We start from the raw sequence: 12,934 nt of genomic DNA, 5'->3' as shown, positions 1-12,934 counted from the left end.
GGCCCGATAGTCTTAACTACTATCGGGCCTTATCCGTGCCCACCGCCTGAAGAAGGAATTGATTCAGCAATGCAGATCCTGCGCGTCTTTAACAACAACGTCGTCTTGGCGCGCCGTACCGGCAGCAACGCTGGCACTCCCGCAGGCGAGGACACAGAAGACGTCATCGTGACCGGCCGCGGAATCGGCTTTCAGGCAAAGGCTGGCGACGCCGTCGATCCAGCCAAAGTGGTCAAGGTATTCGTACCGGCCTCAGGCCGGGACCCCGATCACTCTGCCGCCATGCTCGCCGCGGTCCCGGGTGAGTTCATCCAGCTAGTGCTGGAAGCCATGGACCGTGCTCACGTGCCGGATACGCTGCGCAGCAAACTCACCCTGGTGGTGGCTCTAGCAGACCACGTGCATTCGGCGGTCAACCGCGGAATAAGCATCGAGTATCCGCTCGAGGCTGAGGTCCGCCATCTCTACGCTGAGGATTTCGCGCTGGCCAGCACTCTGCTCCAGGAGATCAATACAGGGCTGCATTCCCCACTGCCTGAGTCTGAGGCAGTGGCGCTGACCTTGCACCTGGTCAATGCCGGTTTCACGGTGGGCGACCTATCCGGCACCTACCGCATGACAGGACTTATCCAGCAGCTGCTGGACATCATCGGCAGCCACAACGGCGTGGAACTTGAAAGCGAAGATCTTTCTGTTGCCCGCTTTATCACGCACTTGCGTTACTTGTTCGTACGCATGGCTGAGCACTCGCAGCTGGATTCGCCGGGGTCTCCTGTATCCAACGTCATCAACGACCAATACCCGGACGCCGCACAGTGCGCCCGTACGGTCGCCGGAGTCATCGAGCTGCGCATGAATGAGAGTCTCACCGCGGATGAAATCACGTATCTAACCCTGCACATTGCGCGCCTAAGCCAAGCGACCAAGTAAGCACCGAGTAGATATCAAGTCGAACTACCACCGTTAAGATCACGGGCATGACTTATACGCTCACTGCTGCGCCCATTAACCACATGAATCCGCTTGACGTCCACGGGCTCTACAAACTGCGCGTGGACGTCTTCGTGCATGAGCAGCAGTGCCCGTATGCCGAAATCGATGACACCGATGCGCTCGATTCCACGGTGCATATCTTGGCTTTCGACGACGACACCCGCGGTATCGTTGGCACAGCGCGCGTCTTCCCCTCCACGCTAGATGGCGAGGAGGTGGCCCAATTTGGCCGCTTTGCTCTGGATAAACAGGCTCGCGGCACGGGACTGGGCAAGCAGGTCATGGAAGCAGCGTTGCAGTATGCCGCAGTGGCCATGAGCGGCCAGCCGGTCTACTTGGAGGCACAGGCACCGCTGGTGGATTACTACAGTGCCTACGGCTTTGAGGTGTGCGGCGAGCTTTTCGACGACGAGGGTATCCCCCACCAGCCGATGATCCTGCGCCGCGAGGGCTAATCGTCTGCGGAACGGTTGAGAGCTGGGTCGACCTCGACGACGGGCTCAGCGACCTCGACGAAATCGATGTCGACGGCATCGTTAGCCACTGGGTCCACGGCCTGTGCGTTGGCGACAACGGGCGCGTTCGGAGTCTGGCTGATGCTGATCTTGGCGGCGGCAAGCGCGGCACGGTCGCGCGCAGTCTCGACGTCTTCTGCGGTGGTTGCCACCATGCCCATGCGGCGACCAACGTAGGCACCGGGTTTGCCAAAGAGACGGACGTCGGTCTCTTCGAAGGCCATGGCCTCTGCAACGCCGCTATAGGCGACGTCGTCTGTCGCGGCGTCGGCATGCAGCACCACGCTGGCGCCGGGTGAGGTTAGGGTGACGTCGATTGGGTAGCCCAGGATGGCGCGGGCGTGCAGCTCGAACTCAGAGAAGCGCTGCGTGTAACCCGTGAGCATGGCGGTATCGGAAGGACGCGGGGAGACGGAAGAGAAGTACACGTCCTCGTCGGCGACGAAGAGTTCGACGCCGTAGACGCCGCGTCCGCCCAGCTCGTTGGAGATGCGCGCGGCTACGGAGCGTGCGTTCTCAAGTGCGATCTCGCTCATGGCCAGCGGCTGCCAGGATTCGATGAGGTCGCCGCGCTCGTGGCGGTGGCCGATGGGCTCGCTAAACCACGTGCACAGCTTGCCGGAGACAGGATCGATGGAGCGCACTGCAAGAAGGGTGACCTCGTAGTCAAAGTCCACGAAGCGCTCAGCGATGACGCGCTTTTCATCGGAAGATACACGGCGCACGAGGTTCCATGCGTCCTTGAGATCTTCTTCGTCCTTGACCAGCATGTGGCCCTTTCCGGAGGTTGCCACGTCAGGCTTTACGATGCACGGCATGCCAAGCTCATGGACGGCTTCGGCAAGCTCCTCCGCGGAGCTGGCAAAGCGGTATGCGGTTACGGGCAGGCCAATGTTTTCGGCCGTCTCACGAATGGTCTGGCGGGACTGGGTCAGTTCGCACGCCCGGGCGCTAGGGACGACGACGGCGGGGGTTTCCGACTCAAGCCGCGACAGCGCCTCGACGGCCACAATCTCAACTTCGGGGACGATATAGTCTGGCCGGATGCGCTCGGCGATTTCGAGCACCTTGGCTTCATCGGTGATGTCCGCGATGTAGCTAAAGTGCGCGAGCTGTTGTGCAGGGGCGCCGGCGTAGCGGTCGACGGCGTGTACCTCGAGGCCCAAGTTCTGGAAGGCAATAACTAGTTGCTTGCCTAGCTCGCCTGCGCCAAGCAACAGCACTTTGGTGGCGTTACCGGTAAGGGGGGTACCTATATAACCTGCGATGTCGCCTGAAATATCCATCCTTGAATTATTGCACATGTTCTTCACAGTCTTATTACTGAAAAGCCAGGATGCAAGATATTTAACGCCGCGGCAGGCCGCAGGCAAGAACGAAGGCCGCGAGATCTCCAAACGCCCGCCTTCTACTTGGAAAGATGTAGAAGACAGGCGTTTCGCTTGGTGGTAAAGCTAGTGGCAACCGGGATTAACCGGCTGCCTTAAGCAGTAGCTTCAGCTGCTCGTAGGGACATTTCTCAGCGAGAGATTACTTGCTGGATCCACCGTTGGAAGAACCGTTAGAGGAAAAGGAGTTCTGCGGGGAGCAAGCATCTGCCAGCAGGCCGATAGCCAGTGCACCAGCGGCAACCAGAGCGACACCGCCAGCAACCTTACCAGCTGACTCGCCGTACTTACTGAACTAAGCGTTGATGCCAGCAAGCTGCTTAGCAATAGCCGGGTTGTAGATGCCCAATTGCTTCAGCAGTTCGATGTTGGCCTTGCCAAGCTGGCTGGAAATCTGCTCGATGAACGGGGACAGACCCGGAACCTTGATCTGGGAAGCCAAGCCACCCGGAATCAGGAACAGCAGCGGCAGGCCTACAGCCAGGCCAGCTAGGATAAAACGACCCAGGTCACCGTTGGAAGAACCGCCGTTGGAAGAACCCCCCTTCTCCTTCACGACGGTCACGGTAACGGTGTCGACGACCTTGCCGCCCTTGGCCTTGACAGTAACGGTGATCGTATCGCCCGGCTTTGCGTCATTATTCGCGGTAACAACGAGTTGGCCCCTCTCGCCGATTTCGGCCTTGCCCGGACCTTTAACCTCAACGGTGGTGCCGTCCTGAACAGCGCCACCGTTGTTAGGAAGCTCTACTTTCTTGCCCGGGGTGGTGGTGGCTTTGTCGTCCCAATCAGGAGCCTTGGTGGTGTCCGGATCGTTAGGCTTGGAGTTCGGATCGTTAGGATTGGTGCCTTTCTCGATCTCAGTCTTGTCGTCAACGCCATCATTGTCGGAGTCACGCTTGGTAGGATTCGTCGGATCCGGATTGCCGTCACCGTCCCAATCCTTGTTGCCGTTGTTGCCGCTGACCTCGTCACCATCTTTGATGCCGTCCCCATCGGTATCAGCCTTCTTCGGATCGGTGCCCTTAGCCTTCTCGTCACCGTCAATCAAGCCATCGTAATCGGTGTCCGAGTTGTTCGGATCGGTGCCGTCGAGGATTTCATGGCCGTCTTTGACGCCGTCGTCATCGGTGTCCGGGTTGTTCGGTTCGGTCGGCTTTTTGCCGAATCCAGTGTTCCTTTCGCCACTGGTTTCATCCTCATCGGTCAGGCCGTCACCATCGGAGTCCTTGCCGGAAGGCTTGGAGTCCGGATCGTTAGGATTGGTGCCCTGCAGAATCTCCTTATCGTCGTCGTTGTCGTCACCATCGGAGTCAGCATGGTTCGGACTCGTCGGATCCGGATTGCCGTCGCCGTCCCAATCCTTGTTGCTGTTGTTGCCGTTGACCTCGTCACCATCTTTGATGTTGTCGCCATCGGTGTCAGGCTCGGTTGGGTCAGTCTTGTGAACGTTGACTTCCTGGCCGTCGGTCAGGCCATCGCCATCGGTGTCCGGGTTGTTCGGGTCAGTCTTGGTAACGTTGACTTCCTGGTCGTCGGTCAGACCGTCGCCGTCGGTATCGCGGTCGTTTGGGCCAGCGGTGGTATCCGGTGCAGTGGTGCCAGTTGTGGTCTGCGCGTAAGCAACCGGCGCAGAAACTGCGTGAATGAATGGGGAGACAAGTGCGACTGAGAGTACAGCAGCGGCAATAGAGGTGCCGCGACGACGCGCTTTAACAGTCGGCCGAATGCCCTTCTTGATCATACAAGAAGTCCTTTCTAATAGTCCCTGAGAAATTAACTATGGGTTTCAGGGATGGCATGGTCCATAGAAGAAGCCAGCCATTTAAGGAAAACGGCTGGGAGCCAGCCCAGCGTGGTCCGCCAAGCAAGGTAAGAGTATTGGGCGAGGCCTCACTCTGAACTCGTGAGACAGCTTAAATTAAACCAACTTAAGTGCGCCAGTGATGCTGATGCCATAAACCCCCAATCCTCCCTTAAATTTGGCCATTAAGCACTCCTATACACGCCCCTACCAGGAACATCCTTCTAATTTAGTGTTAGGAAACAACATTGTGATTGCTGCCACGGTGAAAATGCAAATGCTCGGCTACTTGGTTAATCTCGGATTTTCTATTTAAGGAATAGTTTATGGAACTTTCGACATAGGAATGTATCTCGTAAACGGTGGTAACTACGCAAAAAGGCAGGACCCCGTTAGGGACCCCTGCCTCAAACTAAGTTAAGTATCTCGAATTGGATATTCGGATTAGTGATCACTCATTACGTCGTGGCGGATGATGGTCTGGTCGCGGCCGGGGCCAACGCCAATGTAGGACATGCGGCAACCAGAGAGTTCCTCAAGGCGCAGGACGTAGTCCTGAGCCTTTTGTGGGAGTTCCTCAAAGGTCTTGCAGCCCGTGATGTCCTCATCCCAGGCCGGCATGGTCTCAAAGATTGGCGTGGCGTGGTGGAACTCAGACTGGGTCAGCGGCATCTCGTCGTAGCGCTTGCCATCGACGTCGTAAGCCACGCAGATCGGAATCTCACCAATACCAGTGAGCACGTCCAGCTTGGTCAGGAAGTAGTCCGTGAACCCATTAACGCGGGTGGCATAACGAGCCACCACGGAATCGTACCAACCACAGCGACGCTTACGGCCGGTATTTACGCCGACTTCGCCGCCGGTGGTCTGTAGGTACTCGCCCCACTTGTCGAAGAGCTCGGTCGGGAACGGGCCGGCACCCACGCGGGTGGTGTAGGCCTTGATGATGCCCAGCGAGGTCTTAATGCGGGTCGGGCCAATACCCGAGCCCACCGAAGCACCGCCGGCAGATGGGTTGGAGGAGGTCACGAACGGGTAAGTTCCGTGGTCAACGTCCAGCATCGTTGCCTGGCCGCCCTCCATGAGGACGTGCTTACCAGCCTCAAGAGCCTTGTTGAGTTCCAGTTCAGCATCAATAACCATCGGTGTCAGGCGCTCGCGGTAGCTCAGGAAGTACTCCACGATTTGCTCTGGGTCAATTGCCTTGCGGTTGTACATCTTCACCAGCATCTGGTTCTTAATGTCCAGCGCAGACTCAACCTTCTGGCGCAGGATGGACTCATCGAAGATGTCCTGCACGCGGATGCCAATACGGGCGACCTTGTCAGAGTAAGCCGGACCGATGCCGCGGCCCGTGGTGCCAATGGCGCGCTTGCCCAAGAAACGCTCCTGCACGCGGTCCAAAGTCTGGTGGTACGGCGCCACAAGATGAGCGTTCGCGGAGATACGCAGGCGCGAGGCATTCGCGCCGCGTGCCTCAAGGCCGTCGATCTCATCAAAGAGGGCCTCGAGATTGATAACCACGCCATTGCCCAGCACCGGAATTGCGTTCTCAGAGAGAATGCCGGCGGGAAGGAGCTTGAGCTCATACTTCTCGCCGCCAACTACAACAGTATGGCCAGCGTTGTTGCCGCCATTCGGCTTGACTACGTAGTCAACCTTGCCACCGAGGATGTCGGTGGCCTTACCTTTACCTTCGTCGCCCCACTGAGCGCCAACGATGACGATTGCTGCCATGTCTGGGTGTCACTTCCTAATGATTGAAGCCAAATACGCAACTACTTTACCCCTAGACCATGGGTAGCGGTGGCTAATGTGACATGCTTATGCCAAATCCCGACAATTCTTCAGCGAGTACGCCTCCTGCCAGCTTGAATACGCTGGGCTAAATTGACGGGGAGATGGCCTAATGGATTGGCTTATGCCAAGTTGAGGAACACCAGGATGTTCACGATGTTGGCAAAGTCAATAAACATGCCACCGATAATCGGCAGAATGAAGAACGCCAGTTTGGATTCCTTGAACTTGGTGACCACCGAGTCCATGTTGGCCATACCGTTCGGGGTTGCACCCATACCGAAACCACAGTGACCAGCGGTGAGTACGGCGGCATCGTAATCGCGGCCCATGACGCGGAAGGTGACGAAGTTGGCGAAGAGCCACATGAGGATGGTCTGCGCGAGCAGCAGAATAAGCATCGGGATAGCCAGCTCAGCCAGCTCCCACAGCTTGATGTTCATGAGAGCCATAGCCAAGAAGAAGTTCAGGCCAATGACACCGATGATCTCCACCTCTTGGGTCGGAACCAATTCCTTGTACATCTTCTGTTCACGGCTGTCATTGATATAACGCAGGATGATGGCCACGATCATGGAGCCGAAGTAGAGCGGGAACGCAGCCTTGTCGGTGAGCAGACCCACGAGGTAGTTCATTGCGTCGGTCAGGAAGCTGCCCAGCAGCATCGCCACGAGGATCATCACAAAGGCGTGCAGCACGGCGTCGCCACGCAGTTTGCGAGATACGTGCTGCAGGATGGACTCGTCAATGTCAACCTCAGCGGATTCCTTGTCCATCAACTTGTTCTTCAGGATCAAGCGGTTCGCCAACGGTCCACCCATGAGCGAGCCGATAACCAGGCCGAACGTCGCTGCAGTGTAGGCCACGGTCTCAGCACCGGTCACGCCGCCTTCTTCCACGAGAGGAGCAATACCGCCGGAAACTCCGTGGCCACCGGTCATCGAAACGGAGCCCGTCATGAGCGCGAGCTGCGCGTCAACGCCAACGAGGGGCGCCAGTCCCACTGCCACGACGTTCTGCAGAATCGTCAGAACCAGGGCCACAACCAGGAAGAGCATGACCTTTGGCCCAGCAGCGCGCAGCACCTTCAGCGATGCGCCGTAGCCCACCGTGGTGAAGAAGATGACCATGAAGAAGCTTTGCAGCGTGGGATCAAAGGTGATGTCCAAAATGCCGGTCTGGTGTAGGACCAGGTTGATGATGGCAAAAAGGAACCCGCCGATAACAGGGGCGGGGATGGCAAAACGTTCAAAGAAGTAGATGCGCTGCTTGAGCCAGAGACCCAGCATAAGCAACACAACAGCGATGCCGATGGACTGGATCATGGTGAATTCAATAGCCACGATGGAGCCTCCGCGAAATTGTTTGGAAAATAGCTTTTGCGCCCGAGCATGTGCCAGGACACCAAGTAGAAAGTTATGCGGAATAAGAATATAGCCATATGTGACCCCGTACACCCCAATCGGCCGTTACTCATGGGGGTACTACGCGCTGTAGGGTGAAAGGGTTACGGCCCGCGCACTGCCGGGCAACACCCCTGGAAAGGCAAGGTCTCAAACGGTGGCTCTCTTTGTTATTCGGTGCGGCAGCGACGTCTCCTTAGAACTGCCCGCTGAAGCCACACTTCTCGACGTCAGCGCGGTTCCCACCCGTAAAGAGCTACGCGCGCTTGACGACGCCGCTGCCATCGCACTCCCCCACGATCCCACGCCTACGCTCGACGAGATCGCGGCCCAGCCAGACGTGCGCCACCTCGGCACCCCCGAGCTCGCGCCGCAAGCACCGCACCTTAAGGATCCGCTACGCGTCGTCGTGGTGGGGACCGACGCCGCTTTATCCGCCGTGCTTACTCGCATGATGCGTAGCGACTACCTGTGGGCCGAGCTGGGTTTCGTGCCCGTGGAGGAGTCGACGGTTGCCCGCAACTGGGGCCTGCCCACCGATTTCGAGTCTGCATTGAGCGTCGCGCTGAGCGCGCCAGTGCGCCCGGTACCACTCATCCGTAACGACGCCGGCCTAGCCATCGCTGGTTCCGCTTCCATCTCAGAGTGGAGCAACGGGGAGATCACGGGGGAGATCATCGTCGATGACCACGTGGTGGTTCGCCACGAAGCCACCAATACCACTGGGATCGGAACGTACGGTGCGCGCTTGGTCCCCATGGTCGATGCACCGGGAATCCTCGCAGCAAAAGCCGTCTCCCCCGTCGCCGCGTCGGCGTCGTTCGGCCTTGCTGCGGACACGGCTAAGCCATCCGGTTTCGGCGCCTGGCTGCGTTCGAAGTTCTCCTCACCGGCCGCACCAGGACAGCTTGATGAAGATACCGTATGCACCGGCCGTGCAGTTCAGGCAGGTGGCCCTGAGCTGCGCGTCGTGGTCGATGGTGTCAGCGCCAAGCGCCCAGTCAACCGCGTGACGTTCTACCGTCACCTGCGCGATCTGCAGGTGGTTCGTCCGTAACGGCGGACCCTTTCTCGTCTCTATTCGCCGTCCCACACTTCTGGTGGATACGCCGGATGGTCGGAGGTCGGCGCCAGTTGCGCCACCGCAGATTCACGCGACATGCCGGACACCATGAGCAGATCCACGATGATAGAGCGCGTTTGCGCCAGCATTGAATAGGCAGAAAGCACCCCGTCCTCGCCGATCACTTCCATGGTCGATCGCGCGCCAAGAATGCGCAGCTTCCGCACTATCTCTGGAATCACCACAGCCTCGTTGGCACGGCTCTCATTGGAGGATTCCTGGGCATACAGCTCGGAGAGTTCCATCGTGACGTCGGAAAGCTCGTCGATTAGCTCGATCTGTTCGTCGGTCACGTGGTCCCCGTCCTCGGCAAGGACCAACGCACGGCGGGACAGCACGCGCACACCGCGCACCGCGTTGTCCACTGGGGTAAGAATGCGTTCAAGCGACTTCACGTTACGCTGCCGGCTCCATAGAAACGGCGAGACCTTAACGGTTTCGGCCCCGCCTTTGGCGGCATTCAGCATGCTGTTGATGTCCCCCTGGGTGCCACGTACCGCATCACGAGCTTCCAAAATCGTCCGGGGGTCGTTGGCGCGCAAGCCTTCTGCGACGTCGGAAAGCACTGATGAGGCCACTCCCAACACCTTGGAGATTTCCTTGCGTACCGCACGCAATGGGGATGTAGGAATGAGTGCAACCATGCTGATACCGATGACCGCACCGATGATGGCGTCGATCGCGCGGGAGAGACCACCCATTTCTTCAGGCGGCATGATGGTGGCAATCAGAATGGCGCCGATGGCGATCTGGTTACTGACCAGCTGCGAACTCGTGACAAAGGAGGCAATCAGCAGCGAGCAACCGATGATGATGGTCATGTGGACGGGGCCGGTACCCACGCCGTCAACGAGCAGAGTACCCACGATGACGCCAACAATGCCGCCGATAGACAGGTCCACTGCACGTTTGAGACGGTCACTGCCGGAAAGACCAAGGATGATGATGACCGACATCGGTGCGAAGAACGGCTGTGAGTGGCCAAAGACCACGTGGGCGACGAAGAATGCCAAGCCCGCTCCCAGCGTTGACTGCAGGATAAACATGAAGCGCGACTTCACGCGTGCGAACCGCGACTTCACCGAGCGGTCGACGCTGCGCAGCTGTTCGCGAGTGCTAAGTTTCACCCGCCGAGTTGTGCTTGTGTTTTTGTCATCCGCCATAGTTTCCCTATCTTAGTTCGCCCGTGTGGATTGCTTGGCTCTGGTTGGGGTCGGCCTGGGTCGTGGCTGGGTTCGCTCTAGATGGTGAGCTGATCTCACCATTTGCGGTTCCCATTTGCCCCATTGGCTTACACTAGTCCCTTTTGTTGCACGGTGACCTCACCATTTGGGTTTTGATACCGGTCTTGATTCGGGCGAGGATTTTGGCCAGGGACTTTGCCAGGAACTTTGCCGGGGCATTCTTTGACGCTAAACGCAGCAAAGCCGCTCCTCCCTCCCTGCGGCTGCGGGGTGTGGAGGAACGGCTCTGTGTGGTGTGGGTTTGGCGGTCAGCCTTACTTGGAAACGGTCTTGCCCACGGAGTGCAGGTCGGTGCAGGCCTCGACAACACGGTCAGCCATGGACTGCTCAGCCTTCTTCATGTAGGAGCGTGGGTCATAAACCTTCTTGTTGCCGACCTCGCCGTCGATCTTGAAGACTCCGTCGTAGTTCTCGAACATGTGGCGAGCAACTGGGTTGGTGAACGCGTACTGGGTGTCAGTGTCAACGTTCATCTTCACAACGCCGTAGGACAGAGCCTGCTCAATCTTCTCCTTCTCAGAGCCAGAGCCACCGTGGAAGACGAAGTCGAACGGCTGAGCGTTCTCATCCAGGCCAAGCTTCTTGACGGCAGCCTTCTGGCCCTCATCAAGAACCTCTGGGCGCAGCTTCACGTTGCCTGGCTTGTAGACGCCATGAACGTTGCCGAAGGTAGCAGCCAGCAGGTAGCGACCCTTCTCACCGGTGCCCAGTGCGTCGACGGTCTTCTCAAAGTCCTCGGTGGAGGTGTAGAGGTTTGCGCCAGCCTTAGCCTGAACGCCATCCTCTTCGCCGCCAACGACGCCGATCTCAACCTCAAGGATGATGTTTGCGTTGTGTGCCTTCTCCAACAGCTCCTGTGCGATGACGAGGTTCTCGTCGATTGGAATAGCGGAGCCGTCCCACATGTGGGACTGGAAGAGAGGCAGCTCGCCGCGGTCAACGCGCTCCTGGGAGATGGCGATGAGCGGGCGGACGTACTCGTCCAGAACTTCCTTCTGGCAGTGGTCCGTGTGCAGTGCAACGTTGATGCCATAGTGCTTTGCTGCCTCGTAAGCGAAAGCAGCCAGAGCTTGAGCGCCTGCAACCTTGTTCTTCACGGACAGACCGGAGCCGAACTCAGCGCCGCCGGTGGAGAACTGGATGATGCCGTCGGACTCTGCCTCGGCAAAGCCACGGAGTGCGGCGTTGATGGTCTCGGAGGAGGTGCAGTTGATAGCCGGGAATGCGAAGCCGCCCTTCTTGGCGGTGTCAAGCATCTGGTTATAGACCTCAGGAGTTGCGATTGGCATGAAGTTCCATCCTTTGTGTGTTTCGGAGAATCACGTTCCAGTTCCCAAGTATGCCTGTTTTTGTCCGTTTTCGCCGCGACAAATTTTGTGAGGTTAGTTAACGCAGGCTAGCGCGTTCCAAGCCTCATGCAATAAGCAGGCAAAACCACAAAATAGTACGCTTGTAATGCGTTTTTATCCTTCTTCAGATTGGTACTTTGTGACCCTCGCGCAGGCCTCCAAGAGCATCCAACCGGACAATTGGACCGACAAATCGCGCTCAGCGACGCGGATGATTCCGACCTTTTCGCCGAGGGTATTAGGCCCGAATCCATAGTTGTGCGGCAGGCGGGCATCGGCAGTCCAGTCGGATCCGAAGATCGGCAGACCATCAACTTCCAAGCGATGCTCCCACACCGACTCCGCAGAAGCCACCACCATGCGCGCCGCCAGCTTCTTGGTTGCCCGGTTGGCCGGGGAATCGCCGGGCAAGCGCACCGCGACGTCGGCAAGGTAGCGCACGAGGATGCCCTTGAACAGGCCACCATCACCATCGCCCGTCTTCCAGTTGATGACTCCGGAAGGAGTCGCCATGCCCGTCGCCACCGCTTGGACCAAGCCACGAATGCTGGTGATGTAGTGCATCATGTCCGCAGCCAGCTCGGCCTCTTGCACGGTATCGATGCGCTCGAGGGAGGTCAGACCAGCCTTTTCCCGCAGTGCAAGCGCGATCTCCAAGCACGCGCCCAGCACGACGCCCTGGCAGTACGGGTGGATTGCCTTCACAATCTCTGGACCATCCATGCGCATGCGGATGCCGTCCATGATGAATCCGTCATCATCAACGAGGTGATCATAAATCCAGTCCACGATGTGGCGGGCCTCGTTGATGCGGCCCATGCGAGCCAACATGATTGCGCCCGGGCCATTCGACGGCACGTTGAGGAAGGTCTCCCCTTCGCGCCACGGCAGCACACCAATGGTTGGGTCAACGCCTTCGCGAATGTTGCGCTGCAAGCTGCCAAGGCGCTTGTGTACCTTGACCTTCTTGAGGTTTTCCGCCCTCCCCATGGCGAGTGCGAGCCAAGCCTTGTCATCGTAGTAGCGATTTTTGGTCAGCTGAGAAAGGTTACGCAGGCGGATACCGCGCATGGTGTCCGCGATGCGGGCTCGACGTACCTTGGTGTTGTTACGCAGCGCGGCATCGACTAGGCAATCGAGATAGTGAGCTTGCCACCAATAGTGCCAGTGCACGAAGAGCTTTTCCTTGCTCGTCGGCGGCCAGCTAACAACCGCGAGATTGGTACGCGGGATTGACCATACGGCTTGCGCATGGCGATCATTGATGGCAGTTTCCGCGAGGTCAGCGCGGTGAGCCCATGTCTCTTCCACAGTTGGT

General features: G+C 58.3%; 10 protein-coding genes. 3 read left to right on the top strand and 7 right to left on the bottom strand.

Annotated elements, in window-relative coordinates; translation table 11 throughout:
* Positions 1-69: 69 nt before the first annotated feature.
* The gene (locus HMPREF3148_RS12135; protein WP_049151396.1) at positions 70-930 is read left to right on the top strand and encodes a PRD domain-containing protein; all 861 of its coding nucleotides are present in this window, start codon (positions 70-72) and stop codon (positions 928-930) included.
* Between the two features lie 47 nt (positions 931-977).
* Positions 978-1,448, top strand: coding sequence for a GNAT family N-acetyltransferase (locus HMPREF3148_RS12130; RefSeq protein WP_049151394.1), 471 nt, complete (start codon positions 978-980; stop codon positions 1,446-1,448).
* Here the strand turns inward: HMPREF3148_RS12130 and purT are convergent.
* The 4 genes from purT to gltS all read right to left on the bottom strand — a co-directional run bounded on the left by purT (position 1,445) and on the right by gltS (position 7,840).
* Positions 1,445-2,794 (bottom strand): formate-dependent phosphoribosylglycinamide formyltransferase, encoded by a 1,350-nt coding sequence (gene purT / locus HMPREF3148_RS12125; RefSeq protein ID WP_065420375.1) that lies wholly within the window; start codon positions 2,792-2,794, stop codon positions 1,445-1,447. The genes HMPREF3148_RS12130 and purT overlap by 4 nt on opposite strands.
* Positions 2,795-3,191: 397 nt before the next feature.
* Positions 3,192-4,640, bottom strand: coding sequence for a hypothetical protein (locus HMPREF3148_RS12120; protein WP_049063807.1), 1,449 nt, complete (start codon positions 4,638-4,640; stop codon positions 3,192-3,194).
* Positions 4,641-5,144: 504 nt separating this feature from the next.
* A complete protein-coding gene (locus HMPREF3148_RS12115) occupies positions 5,145-6,437 on the bottom strand; it encodes an adenylosuccinate synthase (protein WP_046646101.1) in 1,293 nt (430 codons plus the stop codon).
* Between the two features lie 182 nt (positions 6,438-6,619).
* Positions 6,620-7,840 carry a sodium/glutamate symporter gene (gltS, locus tag HMPREF3148_RS12110; RefSeq protein WP_236081447.1) on the bottom strand — a complete coding sequence of 407 codons (1,221 nt, stop codon included), beginning with the start codon at positions 7,838-7,840 and terminating at the stop codon, positions 6,620-6,622.
* A gap of 217 nt (positions 7,841-8,057) precedes the next feature.
* On the opposite strand from gltS, the gene HMPREF3148_RS12105 reads away from it, so the two are divergent.
* The gene (locus HMPREF3148_RS12105) at positions 8,058-8,957 is read left to right on the top strand and encodes a diacylglycerol kinase family protein (RefSeq protein ID WP_053084982.1); all 900 of its coding nucleotides are present in this window, start codon (positions 8,058-8,060) and stop codon (positions 8,955-8,957) included.
* 20 nt (positions 8,958-8,977) lie between these two features.
* On the opposite strand, the gene HMPREF3148_RS12100 is transcribed toward HMPREF3148_RS12105, so the two are convergent.
* The 3 genes from HMPREF3148_RS12100 to HMPREF3148_RS12090 form a co-directional block, all read right to left on the bottom strand.
* Complete coding sequence (locus HMPREF3148_RS12100) at positions 8,978-10,186, bottom strand: FUSC family protein (protein ID WP_049151393.1); 1,209 nt, start codon at positions 10,184-10,186, stop codon at positions 8,978-8,980.
* 335 nt (positions 10,187-10,521) lie between these two features.
* A complete protein-coding gene (gene fbaA / locus HMPREF3148_RS12095; RefSeq protein WP_005529764.1) occupies positions 10,522-11,556 on the bottom strand; it encodes a class II fructose-bisphosphate aldolase in 1,035 nt (344 codons plus the stop codon).
* A 174-nt stretch (positions 11,557-11,730) separates the two neighbouring features.
* Positions 11,731-12,927, bottom strand: a complete 1,197-nt coding sequence (locus HMPREF3148_RS12090; RefSeq protein ID WP_049063803.1) for a glycoside hydrolase family 76 protein — start codon at positions 12,925-12,927, stop codon at positions 11,731-11,733.
* Positions 12,928-12,934 lie beyond the last annotated feature (7 nt).

The organism is Corynebacterium sp. HMSC05D08, from assembly GCF_001807215.1.
GTDB lineage: Bacteria > Actinomycetota > Actinomycetes > Mycobacteriales > Mycobacteriaceae > Corynebacterium > Corynebacterium striatum.
This window is presented reverse-complemented; position numbering and strand designations above follow the sequence as displayed.